Genomic DNA, 22,219 nt, shown 5'->3' with positions numbered 1-22,219 from the left:
CTTAATGACCCAGATATACTTCGATTACCTTTGGATCGTTCTGAACCCGTTCCATCGAACCTTCGGAGAGTACTTTTCCCTGATGCAGAACCGTCACTCTGTCGGCAATATCAGCAACAAACTGCATATCGTGTTCGATCACTAAAACGGAACGGTCTTTGGTAATTCGCTGCAATAAATCGGCGGTTTGCTTTCGTTCAGCAACCGACATTCCGGCAACCGGTTCATCCAGCATCAGCAACTCTGGGTCCTGAATTAATAACATGCCGATTTCTAGCCATTGTTTCTGCCCATGACTGAGTAAGTCGGCTGGGCTATCAAGCTGATCACCGAGAAAAATCATGTCGGCAATTTCCTGAACTTTATCCATAACCTGTTGGTCCCGGCGAAAAGTCAGAGCTCCCCAGACGTTGCGTCCTTTGGGGTAAGACAATTCCAGATTTTCAAAAACCGTCAGGTCTTCATAAATGGATGGGTTCTGAAATTTACGGCCAACCCCGGCATGTACAATCTGATGTTCGTTTAATTTGGTCAGCTCCTTACCTTTGAACCGGATCGAACCATCGGTTGCTTTGGTTCGGCCACAAATTAAATCAAGCACTGTTGTTTTTCCTGCACCGTTCGGACCGATGATGACTCGGATTTCCTGTTCTTCAACATACAGGGATAAATCGTTAACGGCTTTAAAACCATCGAATGAAACCGTCAGGCCTTCAACGCTGAGAACAAAGTCTTTACTGTCGATATGTTTAGCTTCCAGCATGGCTGTATTCCTCTTTTGTATCAGATGAGGTTTTAATCTCACTTTCCGGTTTTTCGCTGACGTCCTGAGAAATTTCTTTCGTGCTTATATTCGTTCCCGTGCTCTGTGTAATTCCGGTATTACCCTGGTTACTAACAGGTTGTTTTTTCCTCAAGAATTTATTGATCCAGGGAGCTGCATAAGATTGGTAAAGACCGGCAATACCATTTGGAAATGCCATCACAACGCCAATAAACAGAGCACCCATGGCAAATAGCCAAAGTTCCGGGAAGCTTTCAGAAAAGCTGGTTTTGGCCCAGTTGACTAACAGTGTTCCATATACCGCGCCCAGGATAGAAAGGCGTCCGCCAACGGCGCAGAAAATCACCATTTCAATGGAAGGAACGATGCCAACAAAGGTCGGTGACATAAAACCAACCTGCAGGGTGAACATGGCACCACCAATGGCAGAGAAAACAGCGGCAATGCAGTAAATGAATATTTTAAAAGCTGAAACATCGTAGCCGGAGAAGCGTACCCGATCTTCACGTTCACGCATGGCAACCAATAGTCGTCCCAGTTTACTTTTAATGATGTAGCGGGCAGCAAATAAACAGGCGAATAACAGTAAACCATTGATAAAATACAGAATGTATTTAGCTTCATCGGTACGGATATCCCAACCGTGCAAGGTTCGCAGATCCGTAATGCCATTGACACCGCCGGTATAACCCTGCTGACCAATAATTAAAATAGTCAGAATGGCTGCAATAGCCTGAGTAATAATGGCAAAATAAACTCCGCCAACCCGACGTTTAAACATGGCGACTGCAATCAATAAGGCGAACGCGGCCGGAACTAAAATAATGGCAATCAGAGTAAAGCCAAAACTGTTGAAGGGTTCCCAGAACCAGGGCAGTGCCGTTAATTGGTTCCAATCCATAAAGTCCGGAATGCCAGGGGTGGACTGAATCGCAGTATTTTCAGGCGTGGATGCTTCTAATTTAAGAAACATCGCCATGCAATAACCGCCTAAACCAAAAAACACACCTTGGCCAAGGCTAAGGATTCCTCCATAACCCCAGCATAAAACCAGGCCCAGCGCGACAAAGGCATAAGTCAGATATTTTCCTACCAGGTTGAGGCGGAAAATATCGAGAAATAAAGGCATCACAACAAATATCAAAGCTGCCAGAATAATAAAATGGCTTAACTGATACCGTTCAATAAAGAAGGTTAGCTTATTCATGGCAGACTCCTATTTGCGCATTTTTAAGGTGAATAAGCCCTGAGGGCGAATCATCAGAATGACGACCACAATAAGCAGTGTCAGCACTTTGGCCATCGATCCGGATAAGAAAAACTCCATCGTTGACTGAGCCTGAGAAATTGTGAAAGCAGAAGCGACGGTACCAATCAGGCTGGCTGCACCACCAAAAACAACAACAAGGAAGGTATCGACAATGTACTGTTGCCCAGCCGTTGGTCCGGTAGAACCAATCATAGTGAAAGCAGAACCCGCGATACCTGCAATACCGCAGCCCAAGGCAAATGTCATACGGTCTACCTTTTCAGTATTAATACCAACGGCAGCAGCCATAGGACGATTTTGCACCACAGCTCGGGTTTGTTTTCCAAGGCGTGACTTCTGCATCATTAGCGCCACAGCAATGGTGATAACCATGGTTAGCCCCATCACAAAGATGCCGTTAATGGGAACTTCAATCATGTCAGTGATGGCATAAGACCCCATCAGCCAATCGGGCAATGTGACACCCACTTCCCGTGCACCAAAAACCGAACGATATAACTGCTGTAAAATCAGGCTCAGTCCCCAGGTCGCCAGCAAGGTATCTAACGGACGTTTATACAGGTGGCGAATAATTCCCCATTCCACCAAAGCTCCGAGTGCTGCGGTGGTGATAAAAGCCAATATCATGGCGATGAAAAAATAACTGCCATACAGTGAGGGTAAGTAGGCTTCAAATAAATTTGAGGTCAGGTAGGTTACATAGGCACCAAGAATCATAAATTCTCCATGAGCCATGTTAATAACTCCCATCTGGCCGAAAATAATCGCCAGCCCCAATGCCATTAATACAAAAACAGAAAACAGAATCAGACCGGCAAACCCTTGCATCGCAAAAATTGAAGTCAGCTCAGTCATCGTGTATTCAGCAAACATGATCAGATACTCCCGTTTAATAAAGCAGTGATGGCGGCTCGGCTACGAGCCGCCCACTGCGTAATCGATGGTTGTTACAGCAGGTAATCCTTACTGATAACCTTTCGGGAATGGATTGGGTTCGATTAATCCGGCACTTTCGTAAACCACATCATATTGCCCATCTGTTTTGGCAACACCAATACGGGTTTTTGACCATAAGTGGTGATTTTCGTGAACTTTGACATAACCTTCCGGAGCCGTTTTTAACTCGATGCCAGGAGAAGCTGCACGGACTTTATCAATATCGAATGAACCGGCTTTTTCAACCGCTGCTTTCCACAACCATGGGCCGAGATACGCAGCCTGAGTTACGTCACCAATAACAATGTCTTCACCCCATTTTTCTTTGAAGGCTTTTACAAAAGCTTTGTTATTATCGTTTGGCAGACTCTGGAAATATTTCATTGAGGCATAAATACCTTCAATGTTTTCACCACCAATGCCAAGAATTTCATCTTCAGTCACTGATATGGTCAGAAACAGAGGTTTCTCTTTGGTCATATCAATACCAGCGGCTTTCAGCTGTTTATAGAAGGCGACGTTAGAACCACCGACAACAGAAATAAACACGACATCTGGTTTTTTTAATTTGATTTTATTAATCACGGAGTTGAACTGAGTGTGGCCAAGAGGGTAGTACTCTTCACCCACGACTTTAGCACCCAGTTTATTTTCAATGTGCTTGCGGGCAATTTTATTCGAGGTTCTTGGCCAGATATAATCAGAGCCTAACAGAAAGAATTTTTTCGCTTTCTTTTTATCCGATGCCCAATCCAAACCTTCAAGAATCTGTTGAGTGGCTTCCTGACCGGTGTAAATCACGTTGGGTGATTGTTCCAGACCTTCGTAAAAGGTCGGGTAATACAACATGCCGTTATATTGTTCAAAAACAGGTAACGCTGCTTTTCGTGATGCTGATGTCCAGCAACCAAATACAGCGGCCACTTTATCGTTAACCAATAATTTTTTTGATTTCTCTGCAAAGGTAGGCCAGTCACTGGCTCCATCTTCCTGAATGAATTCGATTTTACGGCCTAAGACGCCACCCATGGCATTAATCTGTTCTATCGCCAATTTTTCAGCCTGAACCGACCCGGTTTCACTGATTGCCATAGTACCTGTGACCGAATGAAGAATACCCACTTTCACGGTGTCATTGGTAACAGCCAGTCCTGTGGTGTTTACTGATGAGGCAACTGCAGATGCACTCAGTGCAATGGCGGCTGGTAATGCTAATAAAGACTTCAGCAAGCTGCGGCGTTGCTGATTTTTTATACCGTGTTGCGGGTTCGCTGTTGAACGTTTGCCAGAATGCATAACGTCTCTCCTGTTGCTGATTGAACTATGTGAATTGATGCCTGATCAGAATGCGCCAGCGGTACTTTTTCCGGTATGAGGAGACTGTCTCATTGAGGTACGTTATTTGACGTATAAGGATTGGCACAGGATGTGTTTGAACCAGTGCTGAAAGCAGCGCAATTGAAATATTGGGGCTGTATGTTTACTGGAGATGGACACTATGGCCGGACAATATGCATTTAAACGTCGGCGAAATTACAACCGTTGGGTTGCAAATCAGACATTAGAAGATTTTGCGTTGCGGTTTACCGGAAAAGGTGCCCGAAAATGGTCTGCAGTCCGTGTTTCCAACACCGCCTTGGGCTCTATTTCATTCCTTGCCCTTGAGGCGATTGGGGCTGCCATTACCTTATTGTATGGTTTCAATAATGCAGTCGCCGCCATTATGGTGGTTTCTCTGATTATTTTTCTGACTTCCATTCCCATCAGTTATTATGCGGCAAAATATGGCGTTGATATTGACCTTCTCAGTCGTGGAGCGGGGTTTGGCTATATTGGTTCAACCATTACTTCGCTGATATACGCATCCTTCACGTTTATTTTCTTTGCTTTGGAATCCGCTATTTTGGCATCAGCAATGGATATCTTGTTTGGTTTGCCATTGGCCGCCGGATATATTCTCAGCTCTCTTATTGTTATTCCTTTAGTCACACATGGCATTAGCCTGATCAGCCGGTTTCAGCTCTGGACACAGCCCTTATGGCTAATACTGCAAGTAACCCCTTTTATTTTTATTTTATCTCATGAATGGCAGGTGGCATTAGACTGGGTCGCGTTTACAGGTATTGAGATGAAAAACAGCAATATTGCACCTGAAAGTGGCAATGACCTGAATGTGATCTATTTTGGTGCCGCTTCAGCGGTTGTTTTTTCATTAGTGGCTCAAATCGGTGAGCAAGTTGATTTTTTAAGATTTTTGCCGGAGACGGGGAATAACAAACAGCAAAGGCAACGCTGGTGGATTGCTCTATTAGGTGGAGGGCCCGGGTGGATAGTGGTTGGCGCTCTTAAATTTCTGGCAGGTTCTTTTTTAGCAGTATTAGCCTTGACGGCTGGTTTGTCAGTACAACAAGCAGCTGATCCAACCCATATGTATCGCATTGCCTTTGGCTATATGAGTGAATCGCCTTTAGTGATAATGGCTTTAACTGGTATTTTTGTTTTTCTTTGTCAGATAAAAATTAATGTTACCAATGCGTATGCAGGCTCAATTGCCTGGTCTAACTTTTTTTCGCGTCTGACCCATAGTCACCCGGGTCGGGTAGTGTGGCTGGTATTTAATGTCATCATTGCATTGTTGTTGATGGTGCTGGGCGTTTATGAAGCACTGGAACAGATTCTGGGTATTTACTCGAATGTTGCGGTTGCCTGGGTGGGAGCTTTGGTTGCCGATTTGATTATTAATAAACCTTTGGGGCTAAGTCCCAAACACATCGAATTTAAACGAGCCTATCTTTACGACATTAACCCGGTTGGCTTTGGCTCCATGTTATTGGCATCCATTGTTGGCATCATCTGTTTTGTCGGCAGTGCCGGGGAAGTCGCTCAGGCTATGTCATCCTATTTTGCGTTAATCACAGCTTTTGTTACCTCTCCTTTGATTGCCTGGTTTACTAAAGGGAAATATTACCTGGCCAGAGACGTTATTCCACACCATATTCCTCTGCACAATGAGAACCAGCAGCTGCGTTGCATCGTTTGTGAAAACGATTTTGACCATGAAGATATTGCAGTATGTCCTGCTTATGAAGGCAATATTTGCTCATTATGCTGCACACTTGAATCACGCTGCCACGATCAATGTAAAACCCGTTCAACGCTTAATGACCAGATGGCGGCTTTGTTACAAGCGATATTGCCAAAAAATATAGCGCAACGTATGAATCCAAGGTTAATGCAGTTTACGAGTTTATTAGCCATCATTGCGTGTATTGTTGCAGCCCTTTTTTGGCTGGTGCATATGCAATTGCCAGAAGGAGTGGAAGGACAGGGGTTGGTCGGTGCTACTCTGATTCAGGTGTATTTTTTATTGCTGATTATTATTGGGGTACTGATCTGGCTATTCGTACTGGCGAACGAGAGCCGAGAGTTTGCACTGGAAGAAGCGGTAACCCAAACAGAACTATTAACACAGGAGATCAGCGCCCATGAGGCAACTGACAGAGAGTTACAGCGGGCAAAAGAAATGGCTGAGTCGGCTAACCAGGCCAAAAGCCGCTATATGGGTGGAATCAGCCATGAACTTCGAAGTCCTCTGAATTCTATTTTGGGTTATACCCAGCTACTGGAAAAAGATGAGGAGTTACTTCCCGGACAATTAAATAAAGTGAAGTTGATCAAGCGCAGTGGTGACCATCTTGCTGATTTAATTGAAGGGCTACTGGATATCTCGCGGATTGAAGCCGGGCGGCTGGAAATTCGTCGTGATGAGGTTGCTATCCGGCTATTGTTGCAGGAGTTGTCTGATATGTTCCGCTTTCAGGCAGAAAGCAAAGGCATTGAGTTTGTTTATCAATCGTCCCCTTTCTTACCTGAGTATGTAACAACCGATGAAAAACATTTGCGACAGATCTTAATCAATTTGTTGTCCAATGCGATCAAATTCACAGAATCCGGTTCTGTGTCTTTTATTGTGCATTATCGCAATCAGGTTGCAGATTTCAGCATTATTGATACTGGATCAGGTATTGGTGATATTGAATTAGCACGAATATTTCAGCCTTTTGAGCGAGTACGCACTCCGGGGTCGCCACAAAAACCGGGTACAGGGCTTGGCCTTACAATCAGTCAGTTGTTGGCAGATGTGATGGGAGGTGAAATTACCGTTGATAGTCGCCTGGGTGAAGGCAGCAGGTTTCGATTATCTATGATGCTTTCCAGTGTTAGCCGGCCTGTTGAGAAGTCCATTGTGCCTCACCAGAAGATTATTGGTTACGAAGGTGATCGAAAGGTCGTTTTGGTTGTTGATGACGATGCATCGCATCGTGGTCTTGTCAGTGAGATTTTGCAGTCGTTAAATTTTGATGTAATTGAAGCAACCGATGGCTTTCATTGTTTGGATATATTGAATCAAGTGAGTGTCGATATTTTTCTGCTGGATATTTCTATGCCGGGTATGACGGGCTGGGAACTGTTAAAAACCCTTCGTCAACGGCAGTTCAATCAACCGGTGATTATGGTTTCTGCCGATGCTGAAGATCGTTGCTCTGCTCAGGATCAGGGTGCCGATAATACCATTGAGCGAACGAATAATGATTATTTGATTAAACCTATTCGTGACCAGGCACTGATCAATAAAGTAGGTAACGCATTAAACATTAGCTGGCATTTTGCGGAGGATAAACCCGTTACTTCCCGGCATGTTTCAATTAATTGTGATTGTTTACCGGATGCTGTGGCCAGAGAACTGAATAATATGGCTGAGCTGGGTTATGTCAGTGGTATGGAGAAATTATTGGAGTCATTGGATGACTTCAGCTGTGATGCTTGTATTCGTGAACTTCAGGAATTGGTTAGAAATTATCGGTTTGCCAGCATTATCTCAATCACTAATAAGGTACTTAGCGATGCAAACAGTTGATAACAAGAAAATGATTCTGATTGTAGATGATACGGTTGAGTCGCTGTCGATGTTAAATGAAGCATTATCTGCTGAGAACTATACGGTGTTAGTTGCCATGGATGGCGAACAGGCATTGACCATCGCCGAGCGGATGAAACCGGATTTGATTCTGCTTGATGCGGTTATGCCAAAGATGGATGGTTTTGCGACCTGTGAAGCTCTTAAGAAAAACGTGGAGCTTCAGGATGTGCCGGTTATTTTTATGACAGGCCTTAGTGACAGTGAAGATATTGTTCGTGGATTAAAAACCGGGGGTGTTGATTATCTGACCAAGCCATTGGTGTTGGAAGAAGTTCTGGCAAGGGTTGAAGTGCATCTGGCGAATGCACGAAAAACACAAAGTATTCGTGATGCATTAAATGAAATTGGCCAGTTGGCTTTTTCCTGCAATCTCAAAGGGGAAATTCTCTGGTGTACATCAGATACTTCGGAGCTACTGGGCAAATGGGATACCAATGTCGTGCAGCTGGCAGCATTATTGGAGCAACAAGGCGTGCTGACCTGGTTGGCTCGTCAGCCAGAAAAGCGTAGCCAGACTCTGGTTTCAGTCGCAGGACATAACATGAATGTTCGTATTTTGGCACAGCCCAACCCCGGAGAGTTTTTATTGTCGTTTGTTGCTGAAGATGACCTGTACTTATGTGATCGGTTACGCCGGGAATTCTCGCTGACTGAGCGGGAGAGTGAAGTGCTGTTATGGCTTTCCCGGGGGAAGAGTAATCAGGATATTGCCCAGATTCTGACGATGAGTCCGCGAACGGTTAATAAACATCTGGAGCCCATTTTTCGCAAGCTGGCTGTTGAGAATCGCACCTCCGCCGCTGCTGTCAGTCTGGGATTTTTGTCTGGAATTAGTCTTTAAATACAGAATAGTCAGGTCGCAAGTTTCAGGTATAAGGAAAATTCTGGCTTGCAAACTCAGTTTAAAGCGTTAATATCAGGGTATGAATATTTTAAACACACGTACATTCCTGATGGGAAGCCTGCACAAAACAGCTCAAGCCGCTAACGGCTTGACCGCTGGCGCACGTGTGTATTTTTGGTGGTATGGCTTTGGCTATTTTAGTCAGGAGTCGGGTCGCCAGTTGTAACACAGAGACAACAAAGGCAGTCCCGGCGAAAAGCCAGACTGCCACCAGGGAATCTGAAACCCCGATTGGCAGTCAGCCAGTCGGGGTTTTTTATTGGTCGTCGTTTTTAACAGAAGCAAAAAACGGCACACACTGAAGAGAGCAATGCGATGGAAACACACTGCATGCAAAACATCACTCATTCTCAACCTGCTAACGCTGGAAGCGTTGTTGATACAGGTCGATTTAGCGCTGCGTATTTATTTGGTACGGCTTTATTTGTAACGGGTTCAGTGCGTTATTGGCGCTGAGCCCGGTCAAAAATAAGTAACTCAAACAAGTAAATCGAAACAAGCGTTAACGTTCAACAAGCTAAGAGAATTAAGAGAGACAGCGATGAATACTTCAGTAGCAAAAGCACAACCGCAATCAAAATCACAAAAGACCGAAAAAATGGCCGCCAATGATCCAGCGGTTCGCCAAGTGCGTACACCGCGTGAATTAAAGCAGCAACTATCACTGAGCGATGCACTGGTGCTACAAATTGACCATCAGCGTCAACAGGTGCGGGATGTATTGAATGGTGACGATGACCGCCTGTTGATTGTCACCGGCCCATGCTCATTACATGACGAAGAAGCCGCACTGGATTACGGCAAACGTCTGGCTGCTTTAAATGAACAGCTCAGCGACAAGTTATTAATTGTGATGCGCGCCTACGTGGAAAAACCGCGTACGCATATTGGCTGGAAAGGTCTGGCGTACGATCCGGAGCGTGACGGTCGTGGCAATATGGAACAAGGTGTGACCCGCTCTCGCCAGTTAATGATCCAGCTGGCAGAACTTGGGCTGCCTTTGGCGACCGAGGCTCTGAATCCGCTCACTATGCTGTACCTGGATGATTTAGTGAGCTGGACGGCTATTGGCGCTCGTACGGCAGAATCACAAACTCACCGTGAAATGGTCAGCCATTTGCCGATGCCGGTTGGTATTAAAAACGGCACCGATGGTTCAGCAACCACCGCAGTAAATGCTATGATTTCAGCGCGCCACAGCCATCATACTCTGGGGCTGGATGTGGACGGTCAGATTGCCATGCTGGACACCCCGGGAAACCCGGATACCCACCTGGTACTGCGCGGTGGTAAAAATATTCATGGCCAAACCATCACGAATTACGATGCTGATAGTATTGCAGCTTCACTTACCACACTGGCTGCGGGCGGCGTTAATGCCAAAGTCATGGTGGATTGCAGCCATGATAATGCTGAGAAACAACATCTGCGTCAGATTGATATTGCTAAAGAAGTGGTTTCTCAGCGAACAGCTGGTAATAAGGCCATCATGGGTTTGATGCTGGAAAGTTTCCTTGAAGAAGGTAAGCAAGGTATGGATGGTGAGCAGGGTGATGGCCAGCTGACTTACGGTAAGTCGATTACCGACCCGTGTATCAGCTGGGGGCAGACGGAGTCTTTATTAAAAGAACTCCATGAAGTGCTTTAGTTCTTAATAAATAGTAATCAAAACCCACTATGCTGATACTGTTTAAAATCCTCCCGCTGCGGAGGATTTTTTTCGACCTCAATAATTGCCTGATCTAATTTTTCAAAAAATACATCTTTATCGCGCTCGCGTTTCACCTGCTGAAATACAGCCGAGATTTCCAGCGACTGCATGGTGAAATAATGCAGCCATTGTTTTAAGCGGTCGGTCAGTTGTTTATCGTTTAAGTGCTGAATATCGTCAGCTAATTTACGAAACAACTGTAAATGCTGCTGCCAGCTTTGCGGTTGATAATCTAAACCCGAGTGCTGCGCTTTAATGCGTAATCCTAAATCGGGTGTGGCGACTAAACCACGACCAATCATCAGAATATCCGAGCCACTTTCTTTTATACATTGTTGGGCGTTTTCGGGCGTCCAGATTTCACCATTTGCTAATACCGGAATAGTGAGTTGTTGTTTAATGCGGGCAATCCAGTCCCAATAGGCCGGTGGCTTGTAGCCTTCGGTTTTGGTGCGGGCATGTACGGTCAGCCATTGAATGCCTGCCGAAGCCAGTGCATTAGCATTCTCTAACGCCAGGCTTTTATCCTTGAAGCCTAAGCGCATTTTGGCGGATACCGGGATATGAGACGGCACGGCGTTGCGTACTGCTGCGGTAATATCGTGAATCAGCTCAGGCCACTGTAATAACACGGCGCCACCCTGGCTTTTATTCACAGTTTTGGCCGGGCAACCAAAATTCAGATCGATGGCTGGAGCACCCATCGCCGCAACTTTGGCAGCGTTTTCGGCCATCAAATGTGGATCGCTGCCCAATAGTTGTATGTGAACAGGCGTTCCTGCTCTGGTTTTACCACCATTATTTAATTCAGGGCTAAAGCGTTTAAATACCCGCTGTGGATATACCTGTTTAGTAATCCGGATAAATTCGGTGACGCAGTGATCAATACCACCCACGGCGGTCAGCAGCTCTCTGAAATGACCGTCCATCAGGCCTTCCATGGGGGCCAGTGCGATATAAGGCGGTGAACAATTTGAGAATGGAGTGGTAACAGACGACATCATAAAAAAAGAAAGCTGATCAATAACGGCAATGGATTATACGCGCTGGAAACTGATCAGGCAGCATGAATATAAAATCCCCGGTGCTGAATAGCCCAACTGATGGGGTGCAGTTCAAACTATACCGGGGATTTTATCTTATTGATGATATCTGTTATCAGAAATCCTGACGCAGAGATACCAGCACGATATTGGCATCGCCTTCCAGAGCATCGTTATCTGAGCTGTAGCTCACTTGTTCGACTTCCAGACGAATATGGCTGCTTTCGGATGTGGCATAAATCAGCTGTGCGTAGACATTGCTGTCCAGCTGACGTGCCATATCATCATCGTCTTCACCGGCACCGTAACCTGCGTGCAGGCTCATCTTGCTGTTCAGCTGATAGGTACCGCTGAGGGCAAACGCGGTTTTGGTATCATCTTCATCCACATCTTTATCGAGCATGTGGTAGAAGAAGCCTACTTCTAAGTCGTCCGTTGCAAAGTATTTACCGCCCAGGCTGATGATCGAAGGTGCTGGAAGGTCGCCGGATGTGCTGCTGTCGTAATCGTCTCCTTCAGACACAATGGAGGTTTGATAGGCAGCATTGACGGTGACGTTGTCGAATGTTGCAGCCCCCGCAATTGTCGCACCGGTAACGCCTGATACATTGTCTTTGGTGGTGTCACCATTAGTATTGCGGCCGTCACCATTAAAATGCAGGGCGGCTGTTACCGTAAACGGATCTCTGCCATAACCACCAGAACCGTATGTGTAATTCACAGTGCTTTCTGTACGGAAGGTACATTGCAGCGAGCCTGGCAAGTCACAAGTGGTGTAGTAATAAGCGCCATAACCGTGTACTTCTGATTTTTGTGCATTCCAGGCGCTGTAATCGTAAAGCGGATTATCCTGGGTCCCCACTTTTAATGAGTGTTTGCCTTTGGCCATGCTTAACCAGGCTTGGCGGGTGGTAGGGGCGCCGCCATGATTCAGTACATCGGCTAATAACTCGTATTGATAACCCAGCACGACGCCGGTATCGAGTGTGGTAGAGCCTTTAACACCAAGGCGGGAGTGGTTACCATTGCTGACACCGATATCCTGCTCATCCAGGTTGCCGTTATCGGATTGTTGCCCAGCAAAAATATGGGCGCCGACACCATCGGAATCATTGTACGATTCAAAGCCCAAATCAATACGACCGTATAGATCAATCGACGGCATCTCAGCCATCGCGCTTGCTGGTAACAGCGTGGATGCAATGGCGGAAGCCGTTAAGGTTGAAAGGAATATATTATTATATTTCATGTCTTGCCTCTTCTATAGATTGAGATCGTGCACAGTTACCTACGAAGCCAAGAGCTCCATAAAGTATTGGAAATAAATTGTTTATTTTTAAATGGGTATATCAGTAGAGAGGTGAGGCTAATGCCTGACCTCTCTCTTTAATTATTCAGTGATCTTTAATCATTGCTTTAAGCAGTGAAATACACATCAGAATCATGATGAAAGAAAAAGGGATCGCACCAATGATCATGGCCGACTGAATCGCACTTAGACCACCGGCTAACAGCAGTGCTCCAATAATTGTTGTGAGAATCACACCCCAGATAACGATATGAAGGCGGTTTGTTTGCGCAGCGCCGCCACCGGCGTTAATCGTATTAATAACCAGTACAGCGGAATCGGCAGTTGTAACCAGATAGGTCAGCAATAAGACAATCACTAATGCCGACATCAAGGTGGCAAAACCCGGTGATAGCAATACATTTAATACTTCATAAAGTTGTGCCGTTAAGCTTTTGGCAAAAATAGAACCCTCGGCAACACCACTCAATTCCAGATTAATGGCTGTGCCGCCTAACAGACTGAACCACAGGAAACACATCAGTGACGGCAGAATAATTGCGCCTAAAACATATTCCCGAATGCTGCGGTTTTTAGAAACACGGGCTAAGAACAAGCCAACAAAAGGACCAAATGCAATCCACCATGCCCAGTAGAAAATAGACCACCAACCTTGCCACTCGCCCGGGCTACCAGGGCCTTCGGCAGGGAAAACGGTGAACGTCATTGCGGGTAAGCTAACAACGTAGCTGAATAAGCCTTCGCCAAGAATCTCGAAGCCAATCATAGTGGCACCAAATACCAGGAAGAAAGCTAACAGGCTGAACGATAAAATCATATTAATGTTACTCAGCCACTTAATGCCTTTGCCTACACCAGATAACGCCGATAACGTCGATAAAAACATAACAATTGCCAGTGCTAATAACAGAGAAGCGGTGCTCGGCTCGCCGTTTGTGACTAACCACTCTGCACCGGTAATGTTATAGAGGCCCGAGGAGAAAGAGGTCAGACCTAAACCAATGGTTTGTGAAATACCGAAGATGGTGGCTACCACAGCCGTGACATCAACAAAATGTCCGAGCGGACCTTCCAGTTTTCTGCCAAACAGAGGGACTAGCGTCGAGCGAATGGTTAATGGCAAACCACGAGTGTAGCTGAAGAAGGCTAACGCCAGGCCAACGATTGCATAACATGCCCAGGCGCTAAAACCCCAGTGTAAAAAAGAATAACGGTAAGCAGCATCAATAGTGGATTCGGTTCTTGGGATGGCAAGGCCATCAATGGCAGCAATACCACCGGCTGCGACTTGTTTGGAATATTCTGCCCAGAGATCAGCGCCTTCAGCCAGAGTGATATTGGCGCTGGCAAAAGCTTCTTTTACTAATGTAGCACTCATGCGGATGTCGGGGTTGTCGCTCATATGATACATAGGCTCGCCGGTTGCATAACCCAGCATACCGATACCAATGCCCGCGCCAAACATCATTGAAAACCAGGAGAAGTTTGAAAATTCAGGTTTACCGTCGGCATCCCCCAGCTTGATTTTTCCCCAGCGTGGGTGAGCAATCAGCACGATAAAAACCAGCATGTAAAAGGCAACAGCCCAAGTGTAATAGTAATTCAGATTCGAGAACGACCAGCTTTTAACTTTACCCAATATATCGGCAGCTGATCCCGGATCAAAAACAGCCCAGATAACAATTAAGGTCATAATCGCCTTGGATGCTAAAACAACCGTATTGTTAAAGCCCTGATAAAAGCCAGACTTGGCCCTTTCAATTTTCAGCTCTGTTTCGGTAGTTGATGACATAAAACTATCTCCTGTTATTATTTTTCAAGCGAGTCAGGAAATGACGCAGGGGACTGTGCATTTCCTTTCGGTCGACCAGAAAAGTCCGGCCAGAAAATGCACCGAAACCTTTATTATTTGCTTTATAAAATCGATGGCTTTCATAAAGCATTATTTATTGGGTTGATATCAGCTTGGCAGGTACTCTTTACCCCAGCCCAGGCCGGCTACTTTATTTTCAATTAATGTCTCAATATCAGCGTGGCTATAGCCAAGGTCGGATAACACGTCACGCGTGGAGTGTCCGAATCGTTGCGTTGGATTAATGCTTTTTATTGCTGCTTCAGTAGGACGAATGGCATACGAATCAATGTGTGTCACTTTATGACCACTTGGATGATCCGGCATAATTGAGAAGGAATAACTGCCGTTATCCAGGCCCGCCGTTCCATCCGCTAAGCGACTGTTTTGTTCTCTGAGCTGATGGATGGAATTTGGTTTCGCTGCGGCAATGCCCGCATTTTGCAGAACTTTAGCCCAATATTCGCTACTGGCTTTGGCGAAGGCCTTGGTCAGAAATTCTTCGATATGAGCCGTTGATGCGATTCCTTGTAAATCTTCAATTTGTTCCAGATTGCTCAGCTCGGATGGTTTTGAATCAATAAAAATCCAGCCATTTTGAGTCGGGTAAAAGCGGGATAATTCGTGGTTGCCCAGAATGTCTCGACCAGACGGGGTGTTAAACGGTGGGCGGCCTTCATAATCAAACGCAAAAGGTATTTGAGCGTAATTGGTGACCGCCGATAGCGATGTCCGCGCACGTGTCACTTCACCGGTTTTTAATTTGTGATACAGCGCCAGGCCAATGGATAAACCGGCAGCAAAGCCACAGTTCACATCCAGTGTGCCAATGTGTGCGTGTTCTTCCGGGGTGTCAGCACCACCAAATCGGGTCATGATGCCACTGATTGCCTGAATAATATCGTCGTAGCCAAGGTAGTTGGTTTTTGGGCCAGGGCGTGGGCCACCCAGACAATCAAGACGGCAGAATAATAAGCCAGGGTTAATGGCTTGCAGGCTTTCGTGATCCAGTCCCAATGGTTTAATTTGTCGCTCAGGCGCATTAATCACGACCAGATCAACAGATTTAACCAGCTGATTAAAAATGTTGCGGCCTTCATCATTCATAATGTCGATCAATGCACTTTGTTTTCCTTGTCCGGCAATAAAGGCGTAGACGATACCAATCATCGGATCGTACAAGGGCGTTACTGGGTCCAGCTTAATGACTTCAGCACCAAAGCGACCTAAAAACGCGCAGGAATGTGGCCCGGCAATCACGTTGGTGAGGTCGAGTACACGAAGGCCTTCCAGCCAACCTTTGCCCGATACAGGTTGAATGTCCTGGTTTTGTGGGCGGGTAATGGTTTCCACAGCCGCGGTCAGTTTTAATTGCTCAAGGGCTTCTGATGGTGTGACGTATTTTCTTGGTTTGGGTTGCAGTAATTCATCGCTGCTGTTTTCAAACCAGGCGAGAGGACCAGGTTGTTTCATCCGACCATGCACCGGATCATCGACTTCAACGATTAATTTGGCGCTGTTGGTATGTTCACTGTTAACCCATTCTTCGGTTGAGCGGTGCGGTGCTCCCGGGATTTGCCCCTCACCAAATAATACTCCCCATTCTTCAGAGGTTTTGGTTAAGAAGGCTTTCTCCATTTTTTCAGCAATTAAATGCGCCCACTTTTTGGGTAATGGATATACCCCGAGTGATGTCTCGCCATCCCACTCGGAAATCGGCAAATGCAAATCAGCAACGTCCGGCATGCCGGCTGCCATCACTTCGTCATAAATGCCTAATACCTCAAGGCAGCGTCTTGCATGGTTGCGGTGGGACGGGCAAACACAATAAAAGAAACGGCCATCGGCGCAGCGGTAGGTTTTAAAAAACGGGTCCAGATATTCCTGCAGATCGTCGTAACTTATATCCATCGGGATATTATTTTGCTGGCGACGCTCAATTTCCTCTTCGCGCATATTGATATAACGACGAGGCATGTTTTCCACTTCGATGGAGTTGTAGCACAAACCTTCCATTAATGCGGCCGCAACAGGCACTTCGATGCTGTCACCGCGGCCGGTTTTTTCGCGTTCAAATAAGGCAAAAACGGTCGACGAAGCCGCCAGACTGATAGCATAAGATGAACCTAAAGGTACCGGTGAAAAGCTGGGGTCAACACCCATTAATACCCGGTTGAATCCCATGTCGTTAAAGACACCGGAGGTTGTCGCGACAATGGCTTCGGTGGCTTTCCATTCTCTGCGCAATTGATCGTTACTGGCAAAACCGGGTACCGATACGGTAATCAGCTCCGGGCGCTGTTGACGTAGTTGCTCAAAATCAATCCCCAGTTTTTTCATGGTACCCGGGCGGAAACTTTCAAGAACAACGTCGGCCTCGGCAATCAGCTCCAGCGCTTTAGCCAGCCCTTCAGGGGTTTTTAAATCCAGATTAATGCACAGTTTATTGCGATGTAATACGGCATTGGCTGCATGGTCCCACTGCGGGCCTTCAGGCGGATCGATATGAATAACCGTTGCTCCCTGGTCGGCCAAAACCATACCAACCGCAGGCCCTGCGATTTGTTGCCCGAAATCAATCACACGAACATGTTTTAATGGGAGTTGATTGTTATTGTTCATCTCAAATTACCCTGTCAATCATAATCACTCTATTAATAGGTCGAGTGATGTTTTTCTATTTATAAGGTCGGGCAATCAGGATTTTTAAATTGCCCGGTAGGTTTTAATTCATATTTAAAATGAAAAAAAAATACTCACCAGCAATAAAAAAATGTTCTTAGGGTAAAAAAAATTTATCCGTAACTTTCTTGTTATACCTTGGTGTTGGTTCGGTTGATTTAGCAGGAATGTTGTGTTGGTTGAGCATGGCTTGTTGAATCAGATGAATCTCATCCTTTCTATGTAGCCTTTCTGTTTAGTCTGACATTAGAGAAATTTTAGGAGGTATAAAAAAAATTAGGTCTATGAGTCTTTTTTTATTGCTTTTAAGGCTCCGCATTCTTCATTAACAATGACAGCCATCAAGAATGATAAGAGCAACTCAGGGTTTGCAAACGATTTTTTGGCATCTGAGTGAATATGCAATGGCTTGGATTATGTCCGGGTCAGCAATAATAAAAAGAGGTAATTCTATGTCTAACCGAATAATACTCCCAAGAATGATGCAGGTAGGAGGTGGCGCAAGCCAACAAATTCCTGACATCCTGCAAAGCCTTGGTTGTAAAAAACCATTGATCATTACCGATAAAATGATGGTTGAGCTTGGTTACGCAAAACGCATTCAGGCTTGTTTGGAAGAGGCATCGGTTATTGCAGATGTATTCGATGATACTGTGCCTGAACCCACGATGGCATCCATCGAAGCGGGCGTCGAAAAAGTTCGTCACGGTAGCTACGACAGCATCATTGCTTTAGGTGGTGGCAGCCCGATTGATAGTGCCAAAGCCATTGGCATTCTGGGTAAATTTGGCGGCGATATGAGTGATTATAAGTTTCCGCGTATTGTCGACGAAGAAGGCCTGCCGATTATTGCCATACCAACCACCGCAGGCACCGGTTCTGAAGTAACACGTTTCACCATTATCACCAATGAAACCACCGACGAAAAAATGTTGTGTGTCGGTGTTGGTTTTATGCCTGTGGCTGCGCTGGTGGACTTTGAACTGACACTGAGTTTACCGCCACGTATCACAGCCGATACCGGTATTGATGCTCTGACCCATGCGATGGAATCTTATGTCAGCAAAAAAGCCAGCCCATACAGTGACAGCCAGGCTCTGTCTGCAATGCGTCTGATAGGGCCAAACCTGCGGGCGGCATACCACGATGGTCAGGATGTGAAGGCACGTGAGGCCATGATGTTGGGTTCTACTCTGGCTGGTATTGCATTTTCTAACGCTTCTGTGGCCCTGGTTCATGGTATGAGTCGTCCGATTGGTGCCGCTTTCCATGTGCCTCATGGCTTATCGAACGCCATGTTATTGCCAGCGGTAACCCGTTTTTCTATTCCAGCAGCGGCTGAGCGTTATGCCGATTGTGCCCGTGCTATGGGTGTGGCTACCGAACAAGATAGCGATGAAGTTGCTAACGCAAAACTGATGGATGAGCTCAATGCGCTGAACGATGAACTGAACGTGCCAACACCTGAGCAGTTCGGAATTGAGAAAGAGGCATTTTTCGACCTGATGCCGGTGATGGCGGAACAGGCACTGGCCTCCGGCTCTCCGGGAAATAATCCGCGTGTTCCAGGCGCTGAAGAAATTATTGAGATTTATAAAGAGCTCTGGTGATTTTCCGGCTCTTTTTTATCTGATTTTTATTTTTTATTTGATTTTTATATAAGGCAACGATTGCCAAATCCATATTTGAGGAAAAACGTTATGACAACAGTTGGACATTTAATCAATGGCAAAATTATAGAAGATGCGGCACGCGTTCAGGACGTGTATAACCCGGCGACGGGTGGCAGCACAACCCGTGTGGCACTGGCCTCCAAAGAAACCGTCGAAGAAGCCATTGCATCTGCTCAGACTGCTTTTCCGGCATGGCGTAATACTCCGGCCATTAAACGTGCCCGTATTATGTTCCGCTTTAAAGAACTGCTGGAAGCCAATGCCGATAAAATTTGTGAATTGATTGGCCAGGAGCACGGCAAAATTTCTCATGACGCCGCTGGCGAATTGCAGCGTGGTATTGAAAATGTTGAATACGCGTGTGGTGTTCCTGAATTATTGAAAGGCGAATACAGCAAAAACGTTGGCCCGAACATTGATTCCTGGAGTGAATTTCAACCGTTAGGTGTGGTTGCCGGTATTACGCCATTTAACTTCCCTGCCATGGTGCCGATGTGGATGTTCCCGCTGGCAATTGCCTGTGGCAATACCTTTGTCTTAAAGCCATCCGAGCGTGATCCGAGTTCTACTCTGTATATTGCACAGCTGTTGCATGAAGCGGGTTTGCCTGAAGGTGTTCTGAACGTTGTTAATGGCGATAAAGAAGCCGTTGATATCTTACTGACTGACGAACGTATTAAAGCGGTGAGTTTTGTCGGTTCGACCCCAATTGCGGAATACATTTACGCCACAGCCAATGCTAACGGTAAGCGTTGTCAGGCATTGGGTGGTGCAAAAAACCATGCGATTGTGATGCCTGATGCAGACATTGATAACGCCGTAAACCAATTGCTGGGTGCTGCGTTTGGTTCTTCCGGCGAGCGTTGTATGGCGTTGTCAGTGGCTGTTGCTGTTGGTGATGCGGCGGCGGATGAGCTGGTTGCCAAAATGAGTGAGGCAATGAAACCACTGAAAGTGGGTGCTTACAGCGATAGCTCTAACGACTTTGGCCCTGTGATCACGCGTGCGCACCAACAGAAAGTGAATGGTTATATCGACAGCGCAGAAAACGATGGCGCAAATGTTGTTGTTGATGGTCGTAACCCGGCTGTTTCCGGATATGAAGACGGGTTCTTTGTGGGAGCCACCCTGATTGATCAGGTAACACCAACGATGCAAAGTTATCAGGAAGAAATTTTTGGTCCGGTATTGCAAGTCGTTCGTGTTGAGACGATGGAACAGGCCATGCAACTGATCAACGACCATGAGTATGGTAACGGTACCTGTATCTTTACTCGTGATGGTGAGGCGGCACGATATTTCTCTGATCATATTCAGGTCGGCATGGTGGGTATTAATGTGCCTCTGCCAGTGCCGGTGGCGTATCACAGCTTTGGCGGCTGGAAGCGCTCGTTATTTGGTGATCTGCATGCGTATGGCCCGGATGGTGTTCGCTTTTATACCAAGCGTAAAACTATCACTCAGCGCTGGCCATCGAGTGGTGTGCGTGAAGGCGTTTCGTTTGCCTTCCCGAGCTAAATGTCGATAAGTAAAGTGGCGATAAATATGTAGCCAATAACGTCCTGAATATTCAGGACGTTGTTTTTTTAGCTGTCTACTTGTCAGGTAGTTTAAACAGAACTTGGTACAACCATTATTGTCAAAATTCAGGCTTGAATAGTGAGGGTATAAAATGAAGAAAAAAATTCCTCCGCTGAATTGGTTAAGAACATTTGAAGCTTCCGCGCGAACCCTGAGTTTTACTCAGGCGGCTTCTGAACTCAACATGACTCAGGCGGCTGTTAGTCAGCACATCAAAGGACTTGAAGCCCAGTTGGGTGTGGCTCTGTTTAACCGTTTGCCTCGTGGCCTTGAGCTATCGCAGGCGGGGAAGGCCTATATTCCAATTGTACATGACTCAATTGAACGATTGGCTGATGCAACCAATGAGCTGTTTGGTAAGGGGCAAATGCGACCGCTCACAGTGCGCACCAATCTGGTATTTTTTACCACCTGGCTGGCCCCAAGGATTGGCAAATTCCGCGCTCAGAATCCGGATGTGAATATCCGCTTTTCCAGTAACATCTGGGTTGGGGATATTGACCGGGAGTCCAATCTGGAAATTCGCCATGGTGAAGGCGAGTGGCCCAATGTAAACAGCGACAGGCTGACTTGGGATAAATTGGTTCCTGTGTGTTCGCCCAATCTGTTGGATGGCAAAACACGATTAAGTCCACAAGACCTTGAAAATTTCACGCTGTTACATGTGATGGGTTATCGCGCCGGTTGGGCTTATTGGCTTAAACAGGCAGGCTTTTTGGATGTTGATTCTTCTCAGGGAATTCATTTTGATACGCTGATTTCAGCACTGGAAATGGCTAAGGCCGGGCAGGGCATTGCCCTTGGCCGATCGTCATTAGTTCAGGAAATGTTGAAGTCAGGCGAGTTGATTGCGCCCTTTGATGTATCGATTCCAACCTCGGAGGCGTTTTATCTGATTAGCCCGGTTAATCAGTATGAGCATCCTCAGGCGGGTTTATTTCGCGACTGGTTATTGGCTGAAGCCGCTGATAATAAAGATTGTGAATGATGAATAACACTGCTGCTTATAGCGGCAGTCCACCTCGCTTCTGGCGGAATTTGAGTAACAAGTGATTATAATCTGATCGACTGACAACTGGTTTTGGTTGCGCCTATATAGCCTTTTCAGTAATCTACAGCGGCTTACCATCCCCATGATTGCGCGCTTCCGAAGGTATTACCTTTGTTTGAATGAGCCTTGATGGAGACGGAAAGCTCCGACAAAAAAACATTAGAGGACGCCTGACATGACTGAGCCAAGTCTGGTCTCTCAAGGTTTGGATTTGATGGTGTTTGGTATGGGAGTCGTGTTCGTCTTCCTGACCATGCTGGTATTTGTAACCAGTGCCATGTCCAAACTGGTAAATAAAATTGCGCCGGAACCAGAAGTTGTTGCTACTCCAGCTGCACCTGCTGCTCCAACCCAAGGCGTAGATCCTGTGCTGTTAAAAGTTTTAGCAGCGGCAGTTAAAGAGCATCGCGCGCGCCAGTGATCAAGCATCACTGTTAACAAC

The 22,219-nt window shown here is 46.1% G+C and carries 16 protein-coding genes; 8 read left to right on the top strand and 8 right to left on the bottom strand.

Going from position 1 to position 22,219, the window contains the following annotated elements:
- Position 1: 1 nt before the first annotated feature.
- The 4 genes from urtD to urtA all read right to left on the bottom strand — a co-directional run bounded on the left by urtD (position 2) and on the right by urtA (position 4,286).
- The gene (urtD, locus tag KFF03_RS13110) at positions 2-763 is read right to left on the bottom strand and encodes an urea ABC transporter ATP-binding protein UrtD (protein ID WP_255857374.1); all 762 of its coding nucleotides are present in this window, start codon (positions 761-763) and stop codon (positions 2-4) included.
- Positions 750-1,991, bottom strand: coding sequence for an urea ABC transporter permease subunit UrtC (gene urtC / locus KFF03_RS13105; RefSeq protein ID WP_255857373.1), 1,242 nt, complete (start codon positions 1,989-1,991; stop codon positions 750-752). The genes urtD and urtC overlap by 14 nt, the downstream gene beginning before the upstream one ends.
- Positions 1,992-2,000: 9 nt before the next feature.
- Positions 2,001-2,927: an urea ABC transporter permease subunit UrtB gene (gene urtB, locus KFF03_RS13100; protein ID WP_255857372.1), complete on the bottom strand. Its 927-nt coding sequence runs from the start codon at positions 2,925-2,927 to the stop codon at positions 2,001-2,003.
- Between the two features lie 90 nt (positions 2,928-3,017).
- Entirely contained in the window at positions 3,018-4,286 is a 1,269-nt protein-coding gene (gene urtA, locus KFF03_RS13095) for an urea ABC transporter substrate-binding protein (RefSeq protein ID WP_255857371.1), read from the bottom strand.
- Between the two features lie 202 nt (positions 4,287-4,488).
- Between urtA and KFF03_RS13090 the strand changes: the two genes are divergently transcribed.
- The 4 genes from KFF03_RS13090 to KFF03_RS13075 all read left to right on the top strand — a co-directional run bounded on the left by KFF03_RS13090 (position 4,489) and on the right by KFF03_RS13075 (position 10,523).
- On the top strand, positions 4,489-7,908 hold the full coding sequence (locus KFF03_RS13090) for an ATP-binding protein (protein WP_255857370.1): 3,420 nt from the start codon (positions 4,489-4,491) through the stop codon (positions 7,906-7,908).
- Positions 7,895-8,812, top strand: a complete 918-nt coding sequence (locus KFF03_RS13085; protein WP_255857369.1) for a response regulator transcription factor — start codon at positions 7,895-7,897, stop codon at positions 8,810-8,812. The genes KFF03_RS13090 and KFF03_RS13085 overlap by 14 nt, the downstream gene beginning before the upstream one ends.
- An 82-nt stretch (positions 8,813-8,894) precedes the next feature.
- Complete coding sequence (locus KFF03_RS13080; protein WP_255857368.1) at positions 8,895-9,041, top strand: hypothetical protein; 147 nt, start codon at positions 8,895-8,897, stop codon at positions 9,039-9,041.
- 375 nt (positions 9,042-9,416) lie between these two features.
- A complete protein-coding gene (locus tag KFF03_RS13075; protein ID WP_255857367.1) occupies positions 9,417-10,523 on the top strand; it encodes a 3-deoxy-7-phosphoheptulonate synthase in 1,107 nt (368 codons plus the stop codon).
- Between the two features lie 17 nt (positions 10,524-10,540).
- On the opposite strand, the gene KFF03_RS13070 is transcribed toward KFF03_RS13075, so the two are convergent.
- The 4 genes from KFF03_RS13070 to KFF03_RS13055 all read right to left on the bottom strand — a co-directional run bounded on the left by KFF03_RS13070 (position 10,541) and on the right by KFF03_RS13055 (position 17,412).
- The gene (locus KFF03_RS13070) at positions 10,541-11,590 is read right to left on the bottom strand and encodes a tRNA dihydrouridine synthase (protein WP_370647411.1); all 1,050 of its coding nucleotides are present in this window, start codon (positions 11,588-11,590) and stop codon (positions 10,541-10,543) included.
- Between the two features lie 154 nt (positions 11,591-11,744).
- Positions 11,745-12,878, bottom strand: coding sequence for a porin (locus KFF03_RS13065; protein WP_255857366.1), 1,134 nt, complete (start codon positions 12,876-12,878; stop codon positions 11,745-11,747).
- A 145-nt stretch (positions 12,879-13,023) separates the two neighbouring features.
- Positions 13,024-14,730, bottom strand: coding sequence for a BCCT family transporter (locus tag KFF03_RS13060; RefSeq protein WP_255857365.1), 1,707 nt, complete (start codon positions 14,728-14,730; stop codon positions 13,024-13,026).
- Positions 14,731-14,898: 168 nt separating this feature from the next.
- Positions 14,899-17,412 carry a CoA transferase gene (locus KFF03_RS13055; RefSeq protein WP_255857364.1) on the bottom strand — a complete coding sequence of 838 codons (2,514 nt, stop codon included), beginning with the start codon at positions 17,410-17,412 and terminating at the stop codon, positions 14,899-14,901.
- A gap of 512 nt (positions 17,413-17,924) precedes the next feature.
- Here KFF03_RS13055 and KFF03_RS13050 point away from each other — a divergent pair.
- From KFF03_RS13050 to KFF03_RS13035, 4 genes are all read left to right on the top strand, one after another.
- Positions 17,925-19,082, top strand: coding sequence for an iron-containing alcohol dehydrogenase (locus tag KFF03_RS13050; protein ID WP_255857363.1), 1,158 nt, complete (start codon positions 17,925-17,927; stop codon positions 19,080-19,082).
- A gap of 90 nt (positions 19,083-19,172) precedes the next feature.
- On the top strand, positions 19,173-20,663 hold the full coding sequence (locus KFF03_RS13045) for a CoA-acylating methylmalonate-semialdehyde dehydrogenase (protein ID WP_255857362.1): 1,491 nt from the start codon (positions 19,173-19,175) through the stop codon (positions 20,661-20,663).
- A 154-nt stretch (positions 20,664-20,817) separates the two neighbouring features.
- Positions 20,818-21,714: a LysR substrate-binding domain-containing protein gene (locus KFF03_RS13040; protein WP_255857361.1), complete on the top strand. Its 897-nt coding sequence runs from the start codon at positions 20,818-20,820 to the stop codon at positions 21,712-21,714.
- A gap of 238 nt (positions 21,715-21,952) precedes the next feature.
- A complete protein-coding gene (locus KFF03_RS13035) occupies positions 21,953-22,198 on the top strand; it encodes an OadG family protein (RefSeq protein ID WP_255857360.1) in 246 nt (81 codons plus the stop codon).
- Positions 22,199-22,219: the final 21 nt, after the last annotated feature.

Origin of the sequence: Bacterioplanoides sp. SCSIO 12839, from assembly GCF_024397975.1 — a bacterium.
In the GTDB taxonomy this organism is placed as follows: domain Bacteria; phylum Pseudomonadota; class Gammaproteobacteria; order Pseudomonadales; family Oceanobacteraceae; genus Bacterioplanoides.
The sequence above is the reverse complement of the archived record's forward strand: the minus strand, read 5'-3'. Positions and strand labels throughout refer to the sequence as shown.